The sequence below is a fragment of the Marinomonas balearica genome (assembly GCF_004362145.1).
GTDB classification, from domain to species: Bacteria; Pseudomonadota; Gammaproteobacteria; order Pseudomonadales; family Marinomonadaceae; genus Marinomonas; species Marinomonas balearica.
In genome coordinates, this window is record NZ_SNXC01000011.1 from 220,404 (window position 1) to 239,853 (window position 19,450).

Here is a 19,450-nt window from a genome sequence, read left to right on the forward strand (position 1 = left end):
TAACATCGGCGTTCAAAAGCAGGTAATCGATTAAATGCTAACGATATTCGAATAATAGATAGCGTGTCGTGAAATTCTATCTAAATACTTCAGCAACTTCTCTGAGCATACTAAGGAAATGAGATTGAGTTGTGGTTGGAAGCCAGTTTTTACGTACACATAAACCAATTGGTCGACGAGTGTGCTCTAATTCGAAAGGAACAATTTTCAACAAGTTGATATTGATTTCTCGCTCTATTTGAGCGGCCGATATCAAAGTTAAACGGTCGCTTTCGAGTAGTAATTCCCTAATTAAGATCTGAGAGCTCGACTCAATAATGCGTTTTGGCGATTCAATATCAGCGCTTGAAAAGAGGGCGTTAAAGGCTTGTCTGGTTGGTGTGCCTTCGCCGGGAATAACCCAAGCATTTGCGGCTAAATCTTCCGCAGTGACTTCATCTTTTTCAAATAAAGGGTGGCCTTGTCGAGCAACAATAGACAAAGGGGGATGCCAAAGAGCTTCTTGAACCACATCATCGGCGGGAACGGGGTCACGCAGCGCTCCTAATATCATGTCGATATCGCCTTGGCGTAAATGATGCAGCAAGTCTTGATACGGGCCTTCTATAACGCGCACATTCACGTCATTGTGTGTTTCATTAAAACGAAGAATGGATTTTGGCAGAATGGTTGTCCTAGCAAGTGGCATACTGCCAATGTCAATGGTACTGACATCGCGGCATTGCATTGCATGAATTTCTGAAACGCCTTGTTTTAATTCATTAAAGGCGAGCTTAGTCGCTTTAGAGAGTTCTTTAGCGGCGGCAGTCGCGCCTATACCCAGACTGTTTTTTTCAAAAAGCGTAATGTCCATCAAGCGTTCAAGGTCGCGTGCAGCTCTGTGAACTGAGGATTGAGAAATACCTAGATTTCGGCTGGCAATACTGAAATTTTGCGCTTCGCATACCGCAACGAGTGCTTTTAATTGAGTGGTGCTTATTTGCGCAAGAATGTTTTTATGTACTGCGTCTCGGCCTTGGGCTTCTTGCAGCATGTGTTGTGTGGCGATTTGTAAATGCTCAATCGCTCTGGTTACCCGATTTTGCCAGATGCCGCCTGATTTGGTTGGGTACATGCCATCAGAATGTCGTTCAAATAGACTCGTTCCTAATTGTTTTTCCAGTTTTGCAATGGCCTGTGTGATAGCGGGTTGTGAGAGAAAAATGCTATCAGAGGCTTTCGTAATACTTTTTTGCTCTATTACTGAAAGGAAGACACGCAGATGACGCAAATTTGGGATTGGCATAGACACTGACATAGTTTTTTTCTCACATTTGCCCAGAATTTTTAAAATGGAATTAAGGCGCAAGTTATTATTTTAATTTTAGAACGTGTTATAAAGAGCTGTCCGTTTTATGCGAAAAGTGAATAGTTTTGCAAAAAACGCTTCCAACACTATAACAAATGAGAATCACTTGTTAAGAAAAATGTGTGCGTTTTCGATGAAAATATGACACGAATCCAGATTTGAATTTTCTAAACACAATGTAGTCACCGACAGAATTTTATGATGTTGGTGCTAGACTTCAAAATGCACACATCGTTCGCTGAAGTCGTTTATGGCGCATTCGAAACGGCTTGTATTCAACACAATTTAACTCACATTTTTATCAATTAAATAAGCAGGTTTAAGGCTCATTAATGGATGTTATTCTGACAATTACGGCACCTATTTTCTTTCTAATATTCTTAGGTTATTTGGCTGTAAGAGTGAAGGTGATTCCTAATGAAGCGCTAACGGGTATGAGTCGGCTGGTATTGTACATTGCACTACCAGCATTGGTGTTTACCAAGCTTTCAACGACCGATTTGGCCAGTATTGTTGATGTTCAATACATTACCGCTTACGCATTCGGTGGGCTGGCGTCTTTTTTAATCACCGTTGTGCTGGCTAGAGTGATTTTAAAAAGCAATTACAGTGACGCTGGAGTGTATGGAATGGGCGCGTCGATGTCGAACAGCGCGTTTATTGGATTTCCCATTTTAATTCAGTTTTTTGATCATGTACCCACTCAAGCATTTGCAATGGCATTGATGGTAGAGAATATTATTCTGTTGCCAGTTTTATTAACCTTTATTGAGTCCATGCGAGGTGGGGCGACGAAGCAAGGACTTCAAACGCTAATCACGATCGCGAAACGGGTAATGTCGAACCCTGTGATATGTTCTGTCTTTTTAGGCGTGCTGTTTTCCGCGTTAAACCTATCGTTACCGTCTTTTATGCAAATCGGTTTGGATATGTTGGCTCAAGCATCGGCTCCCGTTGCTCTGATCGTAATAGGAGGATCATTGGTTGGCATCAGTTTGAAAGGCAGCGTTAACGCTATTTCATTGGTTGTTTGTAGCAAGTTGTTAGTGTATCCACTTGCCGTATTCTTAGTGCTTTTGAGCATGCCTGATTTATCGGAGGAGCTGAAAATCTCAGCTTTGATTTTTGCTGCCATGCCGATGTTCAGTACTTACCCTATTGTGTGTGGTAAATACGGAATGCGCAGCTTTTGTTCGAGTACGTTGCTCCTGACGACTCTTGTATCTTTCTTCACGTTAAGTATATTGCTTCGTATCTTGTCCTGAATGGAGGAAGCGTTTTGAAAATTATGGTATTGAATGGCCCAAATTTAAATCTTTTAGGGCAACGTGAACCAGAGCAGTACGGTTCAGAAACTTTGCAAGATGTAGAAGCAACATGTCGTGCTTTTGCGAAAAATGAAGGGTATGAAATCGACTTTCGGCAATCTAATCATGAAGGCGTACTTATTGATGCTATTCATGAAGCGGGAGTAAAAGTGAAAGCGGGCGAGATGTTAGGCGTGGTTTTCAACCCCGGCGCTTATACACATACTTCTATCGCCTTACATGATGCGATAAAAGGTGCAGAAGTGCCTGTCATCGAAGTGCACATATCTAATGTTCACGCACGTGAGTCATTCCGTCACAAATCGTACATTTCTTCGTGTGCGGAGGGTATTGTGGTCGGCATGGGAACGTTCGGATATCAGTTGGGGATTCAGGGCCTCATTCATAAGCGAGCTTGAAGCCATATTAAGTAAGATTGCTTCAAGGTAATGGGCAATCTTACTTAAAGTCTTTCTGTCTTACAGACTCAATGTCTTATGTTTAGTGAGAATTAGTCACCTGTTTAACAGCCGTGATAAATTGACTCAATGCGGGCAGGCTCTCAGACCCCGAACGTGTAGTAAGGCCGACGGCACTGAGTGTTTCTTTCGTATCGATCGGCAATTCGCAAAGCTCGACGGAGTCGATTTCTCTTGCCACGACGCCGCGTGAAATAACCCAAATTGCGTCGTTATTTCTAATAAACTCTTTGCCAAACGAGTCGGACACCGTATCGATTCGGTCCACTATGCCTGTAATTCCTTGAGAAAGCAGAAAGTCGTCAACGGTGGGTGCCGTGATCGACTCTTGTGGCGGATACAATATGGGATATTGGCATATATTTTCTAACTGGAAGTCATCACAGGCTAGGAGCGGGTGTGATGGACGTACCGCAAAGACGATTTGTTCTGAATACAGATGCTCAAAGTGCAATCCAGCCATCGCTTCAGAAACGCCTAAGCGACCAACAACGAGGTCAAGCTCACCAACACGCAGTTGACTCATTAAAAGTGCATTGGGGCCAGAGCTTAAGTGCAACCTTGTTGATGTATCCGTTTCCCTAAAACGCTTAACCGCAGAAGGAAGAACACTTGTTGCGACCGTTGGCAGTACGCCAATGCTGAGCTTATGAGCTTTTTCTTGCAAAGCTTCAGCGACCTTCTCGGTGCCTTCTTTAAGCGCAGCAAGACTGGTGCTGGCATGTTCTAAAAATAGATGACCAAACTTTGTGAGCTCCACCCCTTTTTTGTTGCGCTCTAAGAGTCGAGCCCCCAAAATTTCTTCAAGCTCTTTTAGCGTTTTAGAAACGGCAGGCTGAGTCAGTGAAAGAATGTCTGCGGCACGAATGACACTGCCTTGTTGAACAATTTCAAGAAAACATTGTAGGTGGCGGTATTTTATTCGGTTCTCAAACATTGCCTTTTTTACTTCTTGTGTGATTAAGCGCTCTATTATGACGAATTGTGTTCTTAAAAACGAATAGCAATTTTCATCTGTTCACGGTAAATACGATTTTGATCGATGTTATCTTAGATGTTCAAAAGACGCTCTCGTTAGGTTTCTCGGTGTACCTTGATCCGTAATATGAATATTGTCTTCGATACGAATTCCACCGAAAGGTTTTAAAGCATCGATCTTTTTAAGGTTTAAGCCATGATTTGCACAAGTAGAAAGCGTTTTTTCAATCAGCATCGGGATAAAGTAAAGCCCAGGCTCGATCGTGACGACCATGCCTGTTTCAAGCTGCCTTGTCATTCGCAGAAATGGCATATCACTGCTTGGCGCTAAAAGCGTGCCGCTTTTGTCTATTTGCTTGCCTCCAAGGTCGTGTACTTGAAGGCCGAGTAGGTGACCTAAACCATGAGGATAGAATGTTTGAACAATGGATTGATCGATTTGTTCATCAACGCTTAGCGAACAAATATCATGTTCCTTCAAAATGCCTGCAATGCCAGACAGAGTTTGCTGATGAAGCTCAATATACGACTTTTTAGCCACAACTTGATCGCAAAGGGAAAGTTGCAGTTCGTTTACTGAGTGAATCAGTGCTCTGAATTCATCGTCTTCGGCAGAATAGGTTCGCGTGATGTCACTCGCATACCCATTCTTAGAAGCGCCCGCGTCGATTAAGAAAGAGCGTGATGGCTGCGGTGCGGTCGTATTTTTATGTTCGTAGTGGAGCACTGCTGAGTGCTCGTTTAATCCAATGATACTTGGGTAGGGTTCTTGAAATGCGGATTGGGTACTTGCGTTTAGATAAGCTAAATGAATTTCAAGCTCGCTGGCGCCATCATAAAACGCTTGTTCAGCTGCGATGTGTCCAGCAACGGCTAAGTCATTAGCAGCTTGAATGCACGCGACTTCGTAAGGTGTTTTTATTGCTTTATCAAAATCAATAAATGCCGCTAATTCTTTTGATTCAGATAGGTTAGAGAACGTATCTGAACCTAGAAAGGCGACTTTCCCTTTTATAGACTGTTGCCAAGCATCTAGTTCTTTTGTCGGTGTAATCGACCAGTTATTTTGCCAATCACCTTCAGGAATAGGGTTTGGAGCATGCCAAAAATCGTTTTTAACCGGCCATATTAGCTCAGGTTTTTGAGATGCGCGAATAACGACAAACGTATCTTCTGACACGCTAAAAGGAAGCCATTGCTGAATGCCTGAAAAAGGACGAAAAGGGTGACTCAAGTCGTCGTTGAAATAGTAGGACTTACTCCCAGCGGACAGAACAATAGCATCTAGCTTAAAGTGTTGGAGTGCATCCGCGTATCGAGACAACAGAGTGTTAATGTGATTATTGTACAATGAAATATCCATGCTCGTTATCCGCTTTAATTGAATGAAAAGTAGGGGCGTGATTGTGAAACGTTGTAAGGTAGCCCAGATACCCTGTTGGGTATCATATTTTAAGATCGAGCATTTAAACAGTACGAAAGTTGCGAAAAAACGTCATATTGGTTCTTAATTGACGCTCATTTAAGATTTAATCGGAAGTGAGAGAATAGTGATAAACAAGTCTTCTTCATCAGCATCTTTAGGCCCCACTTCATAAAGCTCGATGGCAGGCTCTGAATGGTTGTAACGGTAACCGTTTAACCTAGCCTGAACACTAATGAATCGCCATGCAAGGTATAAATACTTGTAGGGGCCTTGATATCTGAGTTGTAAATAGTGGCTAGATAAGCGAATACATTTTGGGTGTAAATTGCAGTCTGTTAGGTGCTGAATTGGAACACCTAATGTGCCACTGAAATGGTGGGATAGTAGATCCGCCTTGTTGTAAATCGCAAAACAAGCGCCCGTCGGTGGGTTTTCAGGGCCAAGTGCGGTAAAGAGGTCGTGAAACCCAATTTCCATAACGTGTGAGATAGATTGCTCTGTTACCTCAAATGGTCGAGTTACTGCGTCCAATGTCTCTAGTTTTTGGCAGCCTATTAATTCAAATTTAATTTCTGATGTGTGTTTTTTCTTTCTTTCTACTCGGTGCTTTAAAGCGATAAGAGAGAGCTCTAAATCCAGAGCGATATTAGACAGGTGTTTTTGTAATTTATGGCGTTTGATAAAAGGGACGTTACCCTCGACATCGAATGTGATTAATGTGTTATGGGTTCTTTGAGTAAGATGCGCATAAATTAGAAAATCATTATAGTAATGACCTGGGCTGCTTATCGAAAAGGAAATGATTTGTTCTACTTCGTCTTCAGATTGCCTTTGAATTCGGGTTTCTGAAATCTTGTTACTTTCTATTATTAAATACGATGCGGAAATGGATTGAGAGTCAAAGTAGTCGAGTTGTATGTCAGCATCCGGCTCGTAGGATCGCCAAACACACCAACTAGGCCATGTTGCGAGGTTTACGATTTCTTTGTATATCTCGTTACTGTCGGCTTCGATATATTGGTGGCGTTGAAACTGAAAATCTCCATGTGTGAGCAACCAATATATTAAGACAACGAGGGCACACCCTACTATTAAGCCTATTAAAACCATATCAATCATCCATTTAGGTGTGAGAACTAAGAAAGCGGTAAAGTGCTATCAAACTTATCCTTAAGACAATACATTAGATTGGAAAAAGCATTAATTGACCCTTTTAATGAACGATCTCGCTTTTTTGAAGTCCATCTTCCGTAATTATTTTGTTACTTTTAATATAGATTGTGTTTACCAGAATTTCATTAAACTGAATTAATGTCAAAAAAATCATGGCGTATCGGGTCGTTTTTTGTAACGAATAAGTAGGCAAATCGGGAAATAGTTAAATAGGGCAGCGAATATAAATAGGAGAGCCAAAGTGAACAAAGTGAATCAAACGTTAGTGTGGGATTGGCCCATTAGAGCATTTCACTGGCTGTTAGTAATTGCATTCAGTGTTCTGATTTTTACAGGTAAATCAGAAGAAGATTATTTTCAATGGCATTTTTACGCAGGGTACACTCTGTCAGCATTGATTCTTGCTCGTATTTTTTATGGCTTTGTGGGTTCTAGGTATGCGCGCTTTAGTCAATTTTTGAAAGGGCCGCGCCACGTTATTGCGTATTTGAAATCGTTACTGTCAGGTAATAAAGAAGCGCATGCAGGGCACAATCCAATTGGTGCCTTAATGGTCGTTTTACTGATTGTTTTGTTAAGTGCGCAATGGATTACTGGGCTTTTTTCGAGCGATGAAGTGTTCTGGTATGGGCCGTTCTATGAAAGTGCGTCAGAGGATACTCTCGAAACCATGGCGTTTATCCACCATACGTTGCCTGATATTCTGCTTTATCTTGTCGCCATTCATATTGCAGCCGTTTTGTTTCATGAGCTGAAGCTTAGTGAGCGATTAATTAGAGCGATGATTACGGGCAGAAAAAACACAGAAGAGCTAGGAAACGACGACGAGGCAGCAAGAACGCCACGCATAGCAATCGTAATCTGTTTGGTTCTTTCTCTTGCTTGGTTAGCTTGGTTGATCAGTTTGCCTATCTAGAATATTTGTTCTTGATAGGCAAACAGAAACGACTGTTATCCACACGCTGAAGCCAGTGGACTTGTTCACACCTTCCTTAAACTCTAGGCAGCATCACTGTCTATGAAGTCATCGACATCATCAAATTGAGTCGTGTCTTCAGCAATGTTGTTTTCAGAGTAGGCGGTTTCTTCATCTGGTTCGATGATCAGCTCATCAAGTAAGTCAGAAGAGGGGCTCTTCGTATCGTCAGCGTTTTTATTTGATGCTTTTGCTTTTTTTCGCTTGTTGCCAAGGGCTGCGAGAACGTCATCTTTATTTTGAGCTAAGAACATCGCCAGTGTTTCTACTTGATTTGCGTCATCAAGAATCTCTCCAGAAGTAATGAGTTCGACAAGAGCATCCGACGTATCGAGTAATTTGTCGTATGCATCAGCATCGGTTTTATTCGTAAAGGTCATTTTTTCACTTCCATTACGTTCGACAACGTATTTAACAACTACAGGCATAATTGAGCACCTCTCATATAATATACTGTACAAATATACAGTTTATTGGGTGATTGTCTAGTCTAATTTGTTCTGTATGATGCGAGGGAGGCTTTAAAATACATGTTTCCTGCCGGTATGGCCGTTATGTTGTATTTTTTGGGGTGATATTTTTCTGATATAGATCAGAATGAACACAAAGTACGTTTAAGAAACAGTGAAGGGCGAGATTGATATCGGCTTTTCAACGAGAGTGATAACCGGAGAGAACGAACAATGAAAGCAGCGACATTACTGCTGATTGCGTTTGCTACAACCTTACTAAGTGGTTGTAATGGCGTAAGTTTAAGTGAAGTTGATCTAAACAAAGAGATAGCGACGCGCCTGTCAGAACACCAACCTGATCAAATTAGGTTGACGATGGAAGATAAAACGCTTGATCTAGTGTTGCTGGTGCAAAGTGCAACAGTCGATCTGAGCTCTGATTTTGGTGGGATTGTTAAAATTGATTTAAAGACCGACATTCAAGGTAAGATTGCTGCGTTTGGACGAACGCTCACAATGACGACAGAGTTGATCCCTAAATTAGAATCGGGTGTTCGACTTGAAGAAGACAGAGTGTATTTAGTAGCGCCAAAATTGACCGAAGTGACGGTTCAAGGGACCAACTTTAGCGATCAGATTTTAAGGTCAACACTGGGGAGTGTGCACGACGAATTAGAACAAGCCATTGCTCGCTATTTCGATAAACACCCCGTGTATACACTCGATCATAATGCGACCGAGAAGCTGGCTGCTACGCTGGTGGATGAAATACAAGTGACGGATGATGCGATAGAATTTGCAATGTTTTAGCGTATCCTAGGGAAGGTGTGAACAAGTCCACTGGCTTCAGCGTATGGATAACTCCTCTTTATTCGTACCTTCCCTAGCCAAAATCTCCCTTTTAACAGCGTTTGTGTTTTTCTCGATGGCTATGGGTAATGTACAATCGCGCTTTATATTTGATTTAGCGAAGGAACTAAAATGACAATTGCTAAAAATACCGTGGTGCAGTTTCATTACACACTACGTGAAGGCGACGAGCTAATAGAAACGTCTGCCGGTGCGGATCCACTTGCTTTCTTACACGGCCACGGCAACATCATTCCTGGCTTGGAAAAAGCGATGGAAGGCAAAAGCAAAGGTGATGAATTTGAAGTGACAGTGGCTTGTAAAGATGCCTACGGTGAGCGTAGCGACGACGCAACTCAGCAAGTGCCAATCAAGCACTTACAAGGCGCTAAGCGTTGGAAACCGGGCATGGTGGCAATGATTAAAACGGACAAAGGTATGCGCCAAGTTACCATAATCAAAGCTGGGCTTAAGCATGCGACCGTTGATGTAAACCACCCTCTAGCGGGTAAAGAGCTTACTTTTTCTGTTGAAATCGTCGATACGCGAGAAGCAACAGATGATGAAGTAGCACATGGTCACGCTCATGGCGTAGGTGGGCATCATCACTGATCACGCATCAGTTTGTATGTGATCGTTTTTAAGCGGCAATGTGTGATTTCATCGCATGTTTGCCGCTTATACTTATACATTTCTCCTCTCTTTATAAGTAGAACGGGCAGCTTTGCTTCTTTCTATATTTTCCACTCTTTAATTTTTACTCGTCATTTCCTAACCTGCATTACTTTTCTCTGATTTTCGGCATATATCAGACTGTGGCGTTCATTATCTAAAATAGAAATAATTCTTATTACTATCTTGACACTTCCGAATTCGTGACTCAATATTGATAACAGTTATCATTTGCATCCTTTGAGAGGTGGCTATGAGTCATTTTATTGTTCCATTTTCTGTACTCGAACAAGTTATTAAGCACGGTCACTGTGAGGATTCTCCCCAAGTGCTTGAGCACTATCTAAAAACCTGTGAATGCTATGCAGAGAGATTAAATATATCGGATGCAAATACACTCTATAGACGAGTGTTTGGTGTATTGCTTGAAACTATGTGTGATACCTCTGTCGCTTATCATTGGCGATTAATGTGCCTTGATCATATATATCGACCTCTGCAAAAGTTAAATCGTTTGGTGATTACTGATCAAGATGCGACTGAATATTTTCAACTTGAGCAAGATTTACGGACATTGAGTCGTCGCTATTTTACCCAGTAAAGCGCTATTAAACGAAGTCAGTAAGAGTGGTATAAACGTGAACGTACGTATCGAAAAAGACAGTATGGGGCCGCTTCAGGTTCCAAAAGACGCCCAATATGGTGCGCAAACTCAACGTGCTATAAATAACTTTCCAATCAGTGGGAAGCCTTTGCCAGAAGCTTTCATCCGAGCGCTTGTTTTAGTAAAACTGGCTGCTGCACGCTCGAACTCAACATTAGAATGCATCCCCAAAGACATTGCTTTAGCCATCGAATCAGCATGTGGTGAGTTGTTGGAACAAAAAGACATCATGCAACATTTTCCGGTCGATATTTTTCAAACGGGGTCGGGTACAAGTTCCAACATGAATGCCAATGAAGTGATTGCGACATTGGCTTCTCAGAGAGCGACTGAAAGCATCAGCCCAAATGACCACGTGAACTTTGGTCAGAGCAGTAATGACGTTATACCCAGTACGATTCATATCAGTGCTGCAATGGAAATATCGACCAAGTTGTTGCCTGCTCTAACGCATTTGGCGTCTAGCATTACGGCAAAAGCAGAAACGTTAAAGGGCGTTACCAAAACCGGGCGAACTCATTTAATGGACGCGATGCCAGTGCGAATGGATCAAACATTTCATGCATGGGCAGCTCAACTTCAGGACAATATAGACAACTTAAACGCCATCCAGCCCAAACTATTAAGATTGGCACAAGGCGGCACAGCCGTTGGTACGGGGATCAATACGCATCCTGATTTTGCATCGACTATCGCGAGAGAACTGACTGATATCACGGGGATAGATTTTGTTCCCGGAACAGACTTTTTTTCGCTTATAGGTTCACAAGATACCGCGGTCGCCGTGTCCGGCGTGCTGAAAACAACCGCTGTCACCTTTATGAAAATCGCCAATGACTTGCGATGGATGAACTCGGGTCCCTTGGCTGGCTTGGGAGAAATTACATTAGAGGCGCTGCAACCGGGCTCGTCGATCATGCCGGGAAAAGTTAATCCCGTGATACCAGAGGCGACCGCCATGGTTGCAGCGCAAGTAATCGGGAATGATGCAACGATCGCAATAGGAGGACAATCGGGTAATTTTGAACTAAACGTCATGCTTCCTGTTATCGCGTCTAACTTGCTGTCTAGTATTGAGTTGCTGTCAAACAGCGCCGTTTTATTAGCGGATAAGGCCATAGGTACGCTCGAAATTAATCAGGAAAAATTGAACGAGGCTCTGGATAAAAATCCGATCCTTGTTACTGCATTAAACCCGCTAATCGGCTATCTAAAGGCCGCTGAAATCGCGAAATTGGCGTATAAAGAAGGACGCGCGATTATTGATGTTGCCGAGCAAGAGACTCAATTCAGTCGTGAAGAACTTATAAAGTTGCTTGATCCAAAAACGCTGACGGAAGGAGGCTTATAAGCAGGTGGTTCTTAGGGATAACGAATTACGGTTTGGCCTTCATACTCATACTGCGTGACTGGCATCAACAACGGGCTTGAAGGCATAGGGAGCGAGTATGCTCCCTATTTTTTAGTTCTTTTATTTTGAACGGATTTTATTCTGTTTTGAAGCGCGTAACGATCGAGTACAGGTGTTTACTGAGAGAATCCTGCTCTTCACAAAGTGCCGCAACTTCGTCAGAGATTGAAGAAATATGATGTGCCGAATCACTAATGTTATTTATGTTGGCATTAACGTCTTCGGTCACGGCGCGTTGCTCTTCGGCGGATGCAGCCGTTTGCATCGTCATATCTTTCATTTGCATCACAACGTCTTCAATTTTGTTGAAAGCTTCGAGCGCTTCCATTGAAAGTTCTGTGGCTTTTTCTGATTCATTCAGGCTTTCAACCATCGAGCTAGATGCCTGACTCGTTTTGCTAGAAAGTTGTGTGAGTATACTGCCAATCTGCTCTGTCGACTCTTGTGTGCGTTGCGCTAAGCTGCGAACTTCATCAGCAACGACTGCAAACCCGCGTCCTTGTTCACCCGCTCGTGCCGCTTCAATGGCTGCATTTAATGCCAGAAGGTTTGTTTGTTCTGCGATGTCTTGAATCGTAGAAAGAATTTGATTGATGTTGCCCGTTTCTTTTTCTAAGTCAGAAATGATTTTGTTGGACTCTTCCAAGCGGTTACCTAGGCGAGTAACACCGTCGGCATTGGTTTTGATTAGCTTTTTACCAGCAACAGTCGTTTCCAGACCTTGCTCTGAAAATTTAGCGGTATGAACACAGTTTTCGGCTGCTTCATTCGCGGCAATCACCATTTGTTGTCCGGCTGCAGAAATAAGCTCGATAGATTGAAGCTGGCTTCCGGTAGATCGTGCAACATCATGTGCTTTTGCAGCTGTTTTCGCTGCGGTTTCATCAATTTCAATACTAGAGTTTTTGATGTCTTGTATGAGTCTTCGAGTCGCTTCGATAAATTGGTTAAACCAATTAGACAGAACACCCGTTTCATCGCGCGAGTTAATGTCTATTTTAGCGGTTAAATCGCCTTCACCTTCCGCAATAACACGCAAATGCCCAGAAACCGATTCAATAGGAGTAATCAATCGTTTAGCAATAAAGAAACTTAATAAGATGAATACAGCGAGCAGTAAGCTACTCACGAGAATGGTGGTTTTAATGAGCTCGATCGATCCAGCGTAGATTTCAGAAGTAGGGAGTAAGCCTACAAATTTCCATTTTAAATTGGGTGATGTGTAAACGTTGGCGGCATAATCTTTTCCACCAAGTGAGAAACTGATCATGCCAGACGAGGTATTGGCTATTTTGGTGTACGCTTCACCAGCAATGCTGTTTATAGGCTTGAAGTTGTTTTCTGGGTTAAGAGCATCGACCAAGACTGTCCCAGTGTTTTCGATCACCATCAGGCTGCCTTCTTTGCCTAACTTAGTTTTTCTGGCCATTTCCGTCAGTGTTTTAATGGAAAAGTCGATCGCTACTGCACCGCCAATTTCGCTGCCTTTATTGTACGAGTGAACGGCTGAAACATAGACTGCGTCATCTGGCTCCCAGTAGTAGGCTTCTCTTAAAACCGTTTTTCCTGGGTTTTGAACTGCTATGTCATACCAAGGTTCGTTTTTCGGATACCATTCACTGTATTCATAGGTTCCTGGCCATTCCATATAGCCGCCGTCTTTGTCGCCCATGTACACGTAGACGTAGTTTGGGTTTTGTTTACCCAAATCTTCAAACATATTGAAAAGCGCGGCTTCTCGTCCTCCGACTTTTTGCGATACCTTGCTGGGGGCTTTGCCTGATTTGTCGAAGTAGGTTGTTAGCGGTGCAGCGTTGGCTGCGGAGACATTGTCGCTTTCGGAGATATATCCCACGACATAGCGAATATCACTAATAAATTGGTCAAATGATTTTTCCACTGCCGCCAAGGTTTGGTTGCTGTTTTCAGAAAAATCTTCAAGTGCCTGATTGGAGGATAATACTGCAGTGATTAGGGTGACTAATACGACAGGCAATAGTGTTGCAACAGAAAAAGCAATTAACAGCTTACTCTTAATTCTCATTTATAGATCTCGTTTTAGTATTCATTTTTGTTTGTGTGTTTCCTTATAGTTAAATCCATTTAGGTAAATCCATTAGAGCATTTCCATTTGAGATCGGAGAACAAGTACATTTGCGCCTTTGTTAAAGACGAAAGTAAGCCTTGATGGTTTCTCTCAAGTCTAGATCGGAATAGATTGTCTGACGTCATCCAAGTGCTCTAAATGAACTACATCTGGATTCTATCAAAAATTATTTATTCATAGTTAACCAATGTTAGCTAAGAGCAAAGCGAACGGCGGCTTCGACGATGGTTTCTGTGCTCATATTTGCGGTGTGAAACATAGGGAATGCGCATAGAGTTTGACTCTAAGGCGCTAAACTGTGCGGGTTTTGAACGATGTGGCGCGATCTGACGCTACTTTGCGACAACCCGCTTATTTGAATCTCTCTGTGTCAATGGACGGCTTAAGAAGCCATAAGATACAGTATTGATGAGGCCGTATTATGACAATTACAATTGATAGGCCGAGATTTTATAAAAGACAGTCATTCTCACATCAGGAAATTCCCAATATGAAGAAAATCGCTTTTACTTGTTTAGCGCTAGCAAGCCTAGTGCTGCAAAACTCCGCCTTTGCCTCTGATACTATTAGAATTGGCGTGGATCCGACTTACCCACCGTTTGAATACAAACAAGCCGATGGCTCGCTAGCTGGCTTTGAAATTGACCTTGGTAACGCTATTTGTGAAAAAGCTGGCAAGAAGTGTGAATGGGTATCGATGAGTTTTGATGGTTTGATTCCTAGCTTACGTGTCGGCAAAATAGACGCAGTATTTTCGTCACTAGGCATTTCTGAAAAACGTAAAAAAGTGGTCGATTTTTCGGATAGAACTTGGACTGGTTTTTCATCTATGTTGAGCCTTAGCAGCAAGAACTTACTACCTACTGCCGAGTCATTAGAAGGCAAAACGGTTGGTGTGCAACAGGGATCAATGCAAGAAGATTATGCCAAGGCTAAGTTAGCGCCGTTTGGGGTAAAAGTTCAGTCATATCAGACGCAAGACCAAGTTTACGCTGATTTGCTAAATGGCCGTATTGACGCTTCTATGCAAGACATGACACAAGCTCAAGTCGGTTTTATCGAAGATGCCAATCATCCTGAGTATTCCAATCAGAAAATGGTCGACAAACTGCTGCCAGCCGATTCAGCTATCGCACTTCGTAAAGGCGATAGCAAAATTGCAAAACTGATTAACAATGGTATTAAAGCCATACATGCAGACGGCACCTTTGCTATGATTCAACGCCAACACTTCGGTGATCTGGACCTCTACAGCAAGTAATAAATAAGAGCATTGAAGGTGCCAATAAGCAGTCTAAAAGACCGTCTTATTGGCACCTTCTTTTTGTTTTATATCCTTCAATTAATGTACTTGAGAAAAGTGAAAGCAATTAACAATGATGAATAGTCTTTTCCATTTGGAGGGTTATGGCGGCCTGTTATTGTCAGGTGCCTGGATGACCATCAAATTATCTCTGTTGTCATTCTTATGCGCGATGTTGTTAGGTGTCGTTACGGCATTAGCCAAACGCGCAAAAAGTACTACACTGTATTTAATCGCCAGCGCTTACACTGTCTTGATTAGAGGTGTTCCTGATCTGGTGTTAATGCTATTGCTGTTTTATGGCATTCAAAGTTGGGTCGGCGATGTTTGTCTGTATTTCGGTTGGGATTATATCGTGATTGATCCTTTTCACGCCGGTGTGATTACTTTAGCGTTTATTTACGGTGCCTACTTTTCTGAAACCTTTCGAGGCGCTTTGCAGTCCATTCCCAAGGGGCAAATCGAAGCCGCTTTAGCGTATGGCCTATCGAATATGCAAAGTTTCCGCTTTGTGATTTTTCCTCAGATGATGCGTTTATCCATTCCGGGGATTTCAAATATTTGGCAAGTAATGATCAAAGCAACCGCACTGGTTTCGATCATAGGATTAAATGACCTTATTAATGCGGCAGTAGAAGCCGGAAAATCGACTAATAATGTGTTTTCTTTCTTGCTTCTCGCTGGTGCCATGTACCTCGCTTATACCATGGTAAGCAATGCAGTCTTTTCACAACTAAATCGTTATTTCCATGTTGGTATCAAGGAAAGTAAATCATGATCGAACTCCTACAAACCTATTGGAAGCCTTTCTTGTATTCTGATGGATACAACTATTCAGGATTGGTGATTACGCTTTGGTTACTGATATTTTCTGTTGTTTTAGGTTTTCTTATGTCGATACCGCTTTCACTTGCGCGTAACGCTAAGATGCCTGCAATACGCTGGAGTGTTCAAGCATTTACCACTCTCTTTAGGGGTACGCCGCTTTATTTGCAATTGCTCATTTGCTATTCCGGCATTTACAGTCTGGCACTTGTTCAAGATCAGCCGCTGTTAAACAGTTTTTTTCGAGATGGCATGAACTGTACTTTATTGGCGTTCTCCATTAACACATGCGCCTATATGTGTGAAATGCTCGCGGGCGCGTTAAAGAACGTCGATGCCGGTGAAGTAGAAGCAGGTAAAGCGTTTGGTATGAGTAAGTTTCAAGTATATCGACACATTATCTTTCCAGCTGCGTTTAAACAATCTCTGCCACAATACAGTAACGAAGTCATCATTGTTCTCCATTCAACCACCATTGCCTTTACCGCCACGGTTGCAGACATTTTAAAAGTAGCAAGGGACGCGAATTCAGCCACTTACATGACGTTCCAATCATTTGGTATCGCTGCCATTCTTTATCTTATTTTGTCGTTTGCGATCTTCTACGGTTTTAAAAAGTTTGAAACCTACTACACCGCTCACATTGTTAAACCACATACAAACAGGCCTAACATGCTGGGGCTCTTTGGAAAAATGAGAAAAGTCGTACGAAAATGAAACACATAACATCGCCACTTATTTCGCCTTCTTTAGGCACCAGCCGAGCAATAGACAGTTTTCACTTCGGCACAGGTAACGGGCCAAAAGTCTACCTGCAAGCTTCATTGCATGCCGATGAAATACCGGGAATGCTGGCCGCGTGGAAATTAAAGCAACAGCTTATTACTCTTGAACAGCAAGGTCACATTCAAGGAGAGATCATACTCGTACCCGTTGCCAATCCTATTGGGCTAAATCAGCATCTTATGGATATTCCACTGGGGCGCTACGAGTTAGAGAATGGTTTTAACTTTAATAGAGGCTACCTTGATACGTTCGAGCAGGTAAAACAACGGATTGATGGGCAACTTGGAGAGGATTTATCCAAGAACCGTCAACTGATTCGTTCTGCGATCAAGCAAGCGGTCAATGATTGGTACGTTGATACTGAGTTTCATTCTATGCAAAAAGCGCTGTTGTCGCTTTGTTGCGATGCCGATTACATCATCGACATGCATTGCGATTTTGAAGCAATTCAACACACCTACAGTACGCACTATTCATGGGACAGTGTAAAGCCGCTTGCTCATTACCTCGGTGCTCAGGTAAACATGCTTGCCGATGAAACAGGGGGGAACCCATTTGATTCTTCCATTGATATGGTATGGAAGCGTTTGACAGATTGTTATGGTGAAAAAATACCGAAAGCCTGCCAAGCCATAACACTTGAATTATGTGGTCAGAACAACGTATCGCATGAAAAGAGCGACCATGACGCAAACGCAATCCTAAATTTCATGAGAAGCATTCATCTCATTACCGACAAGCCCCCTGCGCTTCCTTCGCATCCTGAATCCAGCATTCAGGCCAAATTATTGGCCGCCGTTGAACCTTTAAAAAGTCAGACTTCGGGTGTTGTAGTGCAGTGCGCAGAACTTGATTCACACATTGTGGCAGGACAATTAATTGCAGAAGTCATTGATCCGATATCTGACAATGTAGAACAAATAAGAGCGAACCAATCCGGCATACTGTTTTCGTTTACAATGAGAAAAACGGCGACGGCGGGCATGTTAGTTGCTCACATTGCTGGCGATGATGTTATTCGTAGCGGCTATTTATTGGCGCCATAACCCTTAATGTAACAAAGTTGATGAAAGAATGAGTTTAGAAAAGAAACTGTCTATTGAAGGGCTGAGAAAAAGCTACGGAAGTCATGAAGTACTAAAGGGTATTGATCTAACGGCCAATGCGGGTGAGGTTATTACTCTAATAGGCTCGTCCGGTTCTGGGAAAAGTACATTACTTAGGTGCATTAACTTTCTTGAGCAACCTAGTGATGGCGTTTTCTACTTTGATAATCAGATGATAGAAATGACTTCTGATCATGAAGGCATGACATTCGCCAACGCGAAAGAACTGCAAACACTTCGTACTAAACTTGCCATGGTGTTTCAGCACTTTAATCTCTGGAGCCACATGACAGTATTAGAGAACATCACATTGGCACCAATGAAAGTCTTAGGGCAAGACAAAAGTGATGCCATTAAGCAGGCGCATCTTTACCTTAAAAAAGTTGGCCTTGATTCCGATGTTGCAATGAAATATCCCGCTTTCCTATCTGGTGGACAACAGCAACGCGTTGCCATCGCAAGAGCGCTCGCAATGGAGCCGGATATTCTATTGTTTGATGAACCCACTTCAGCACTCGATCCCGAGTTAGTGAAAGAAGTGCTTAAAGTAATTCGTCTTCTGGCTGAGGAAGGCCGCACTATGATCATGGTGACACATGAAATGGCGTTTGCTAAAGAGGTCTCCGATACAATCGTTTTTCTTGCCGATGGAAAAATTGAAGAGTCTGGGTCGCCAGAAGCGATCTTCGAGCACCCAAAAAGTGACCGTTTAAAACGTTTTCTTAATCACGAATTTTAATTTTCTAACGCGGTAAAAATATGTGGGTGCGCTATGCTGCTGGAGGTTTCAAGCCGGGATCGGATAACAGAAGAAATATCAGCAGCGTCCACTTCAAATAGGCCCACATGTTTGAGTTTTTGCTTTAGCGAAATGTTTGATGCGATTCTTTCAAACACAATGCGTGAAGAAAAAGGAATGCGAGAGTTACGACCTTGAACCCCAAGGGTAATACCAGACAGCAAACTAAAACTGCCTTTGGTGGCACCATACAGAACGGTTTGAGAGATTGCTCGTTGGCAATGGACGCCATAATCGACAATTTGTATTCGTTCGCCTAAGACAAACACCACACCAACAAATTTCCCAATTTCGTAGCCCTCTAACATGGCTTGGCCCGGCTCTGCACGCTCATAAAAATGCGAATAAGCGATGTCATCTACAAGCGAAATGCGAGCAAAACCTTTACTAATATGCCCCTCGTAAGACGGTGTAAAGTAATAATAATAGTAGTCACCAAGGTAGGGTTGAATATCTTCGGAAGACTTCAGCATCATACTTTCGAGCAATTTTGTATGTCGCTCCCCCTGAGGGCTGTTGTCTAATATGGATTTTGGTTTCTTTACACGTCGTCGTGATGAAACCAGCTTTTTAAAAGCATCCGTATCCATCGTAATCTCTTCTGTTTCAACCCCAAAAAACGCGCACATTTTTCGCAGATTTTTTACAGAAGGTGCACTTGTCCCACTTAAATATTTGGTGAATTGCTGACGATTGATGCCCATTTTTCGACAACAGCTAGAGATACTGTCGCTATAGCTACACAACACCTTTAAATTTGCAGATATGTTTTTTTCGGACAATCGATTT

The 19,450-nt window shown here is 42.5% G+C and carries 19 protein-coding genes; 12 read left to right on the forward strand and 7 right to left on the reverse strand.

Annotated features, from left to right (window positions below; translation table 11 throughout):
- Positions 1-76 precede the first annotated feature (76 nt).
- Entirely contained in the window at positions 77-1,297 is a 1,221-nt protein-coding gene (locus DFP79_RS08435; protein ID WP_133503510.1) for a LysR family transcriptional regulator, read from the reverse strand.
- 383 nt (positions 1,298-1,680) lie between these two features.
- On the opposite strand from DFP79_RS08435, the gene DFP79_RS08440 reads away from it, so the two are divergent.
- Both DFP79_RS08440 and aroQ read left to right on the forward strand, forming a co-directional pair.
- Positions 1,681-2,613 (forward strand): AEC family transporter, encoded by a 933-nt coding sequence (locus DFP79_RS08440; protein WP_133503511.1) that lies wholly within the window; start codon positions 1,681-1,683, stop codon positions 2,611-2,613.
- Between the two features lie 23 nt (positions 2,614-2,636).
- On the forward strand, positions 2,637-3,074 hold the full coding sequence (gene aroQ, locus DFP79_RS08445) for a type II 3-dehydroquinate dehydratase (protein ID WP_133503766.1): 438 nt from the start codon (positions 2,637-2,639) through the stop codon (positions 3,072-3,074).
- An 82-nt stretch (positions 3,075-3,156) separates the two neighbouring features.
- On the opposite strand, the gene pcaQ is transcribed toward aroQ, so the two are convergent.
- From pcaQ to DFP79_RS08460, 3 genes are all read right to left on the reverse strand, one after another.
- Positions 3,157-4,071: a pca operon transcription factor PcaQ gene (pcaQ, locus tag DFP79_RS08450; RefSeq protein ID WP_133503512.1), complete on the reverse strand. Its 915-nt coding sequence runs from the start codon at positions 4,069-4,071 to the stop codon at positions 3,157-3,159.
- Between the two features lie 108 nt (positions 4,072-4,179).
- Complete coding sequence (pepQ, locus tag DFP79_RS08455; RefSeq protein ID WP_133503513.1) at positions 4,180-5,475, reverse strand: Xaa-Pro dipeptidase; 1,296 nt, start codon at positions 5,473-5,475, stop codon at positions 4,180-4,182.
- 159 nt (positions 5,476-5,634) lie between these two features.
- On the reverse strand, positions 5,635-6,648 hold the full coding sequence (locus DFP79_RS08460) for an SRPBCC family protein (RefSeq protein ID WP_133503515.1): 1,014 nt from the start codon (positions 6,646-6,648) through the stop codon (positions 5,635-5,637).
- Positions 6,649-6,952: 304 nt separating this feature from the next.
- On the opposite strand from DFP79_RS08460, the gene DFP79_RS08465 reads away from it, so the two are divergent.
- Positions 6,953-7,627 (forward strand): cytochrome b/b6 domain-containing protein, encoded by a 675-nt coding sequence (locus tag DFP79_RS08465; RefSeq protein ID WP_133503517.1) that lies wholly within the window; start codon positions 6,953-6,955, stop codon positions 7,625-7,627.
- A gap of 83 nt (positions 7,628-7,710) precedes the next feature.
- Here DFP79_RS08465 and DFP79_RS18230 read toward each other — a convergent pair whose 3' ends face one another.
- On the reverse strand, positions 7,711-8,115 hold the full coding sequence (locus DFP79_RS18230; protein ID WP_133503518.1) for a YebG family protein: 405 nt from the start codon (positions 8,113-8,115) through the stop codon (positions 7,711-7,713).
- Between the two features lie 255 nt (positions 8,116-8,370).
- Between DFP79_RS18230 and DFP79_RS08475 the strand changes: the two genes are divergently transcribed.
- The 4 genes from DFP79_RS08475 to DFP79_RS08490 all read left to right on the forward strand — a co-directional run bounded on the left by DFP79_RS08475 (position 8,371) and on the right by DFP79_RS08490 (position 11,675).
- Entirely contained in the window at positions 8,371-8,949 is a 579-nt protein-coding gene (locus DFP79_RS08475) for a DUF1439 domain-containing protein (protein WP_133503520.1), read from the forward strand.
- Positions 8,950-9,120: 171 nt separating this feature from the next.
- Positions 9,121-9,600, forward strand: coding sequence for an FKBP-type peptidyl-prolyl cis-trans isomerase (locus tag DFP79_RS08480; protein ID WP_133503521.1), 480 nt, complete (start codon positions 9,121-9,123; stop codon positions 9,598-9,600).
- Between the two features lie 313 nt (positions 9,601-9,913).
- A complete protein-coding gene (locus DFP79_RS08485) occupies positions 9,914-10,261 on the forward strand; it encodes a hypothetical protein (RefSeq protein ID WP_133503522.1) in 348 nt (115 codons plus the stop codon).
- Positions 10,262-10,298: 37 nt separating this feature from the next.
- Positions 10,299-11,675 (forward strand): class II fumarate hydratase, encoded by a 1,377-nt coding sequence (locus DFP79_RS08490; RefSeq protein ID WP_208111408.1) that lies wholly within the window; start codon positions 10,299-10,301, stop codon positions 11,673-11,675.
- Positions 11,676-11,811: 136 nt separating this feature from the next.
- Here the strand turns inward: DFP79_RS08490 and DFP79_RS08495 are convergent, their stop codons facing one another.
- Positions 11,812-13,779 carry a methyl-accepting chemotaxis protein gene (locus tag DFP79_RS08495; RefSeq protein WP_133503524.1) on the reverse strand — a complete coding sequence of 656 codons (1,968 nt, stop codon included), beginning with the start codon at positions 13,777-13,779 and terminating at the stop codon, positions 11,812-11,814.
- 553 nt (positions 13,780-14,332) lie between these two features.
- Between DFP79_RS08495 and DFP79_RS08500 the strand changes: the two genes are divergently transcribed.
- From DFP79_RS08500 to DFP79_RS08520, 5 genes are all read left to right on the forward strand, one after another.
- Positions 14,333-15,103 (forward strand): transporter substrate-binding domain-containing protein, encoded by a 771-nt coding sequence (locus tag DFP79_RS08500; protein ID WP_133503525.1) that lies wholly within the window; start codon positions 14,333-14,335, stop codon positions 15,101-15,103.
- A gap of 118 nt (positions 15,104-15,221) precedes the next feature.
- Complete coding sequence (locus DFP79_RS08505) at positions 15,222-15,923, forward strand: ABC transporter permease (protein WP_166637680.1); 702 nt, start codon at positions 15,222-15,224, stop codon at positions 15,921-15,923.
- Positions 15,920-16,687 (forward strand): histidine ABC transporter permease HisM, encoded by a 768-nt coding sequence (hisM, locus tag DFP79_RS08510; RefSeq protein WP_133503528.1) that lies wholly within the window; start codon positions 15,920-15,922, stop codon positions 16,685-16,687. Before DFP79_RS08505 ends, hisM begins: the two co-directional genes overlap by 4 nt.
- Positions 16,684-17,802 carry a succinylglutamate desuccinylase/aspartoacylase family protein gene (locus tag DFP79_RS08515; RefSeq protein ID WP_133503530.1) on the forward strand — a complete coding sequence of 373 codons (1,119 nt, stop codon included), beginning with the start codon at positions 16,684-16,686 and terminating at the stop codon, positions 17,800-17,802. The genes hisM and DFP79_RS08515 overlap by 4 nt, the downstream gene beginning before the upstream one ends.
- Before the next feature lie 28 nt (positions 17,803-17,830).
- The gene (locus DFP79_RS08520) at positions 17,831-18,601 is read left to right on the forward strand and encodes an ABC transporter ATP-binding protein (RefSeq protein WP_133503531.1); all 771 of its coding nucleotides are present in this window, start codon (positions 17,831-17,833) and stop codon (positions 18,599-18,601) included.
- Here DFP79_RS08520 and DFP79_RS08525 read toward each other — a convergent pair.
- On the reverse strand, positions 18,598-19,443 hold the full coding sequence (locus tag DFP79_RS08525; protein WP_133503533.1) for a helix-turn-helix domain-containing protein: 846 nt from the start codon (positions 19,441-19,443) through the stop codon (positions 18,598-18,600). The genes DFP79_RS08520 and DFP79_RS08525 overlap by 4 nt on opposite strands.
- Between the last annotated feature and the right edge of the window lie 7 nt (positions 19,444-19,450).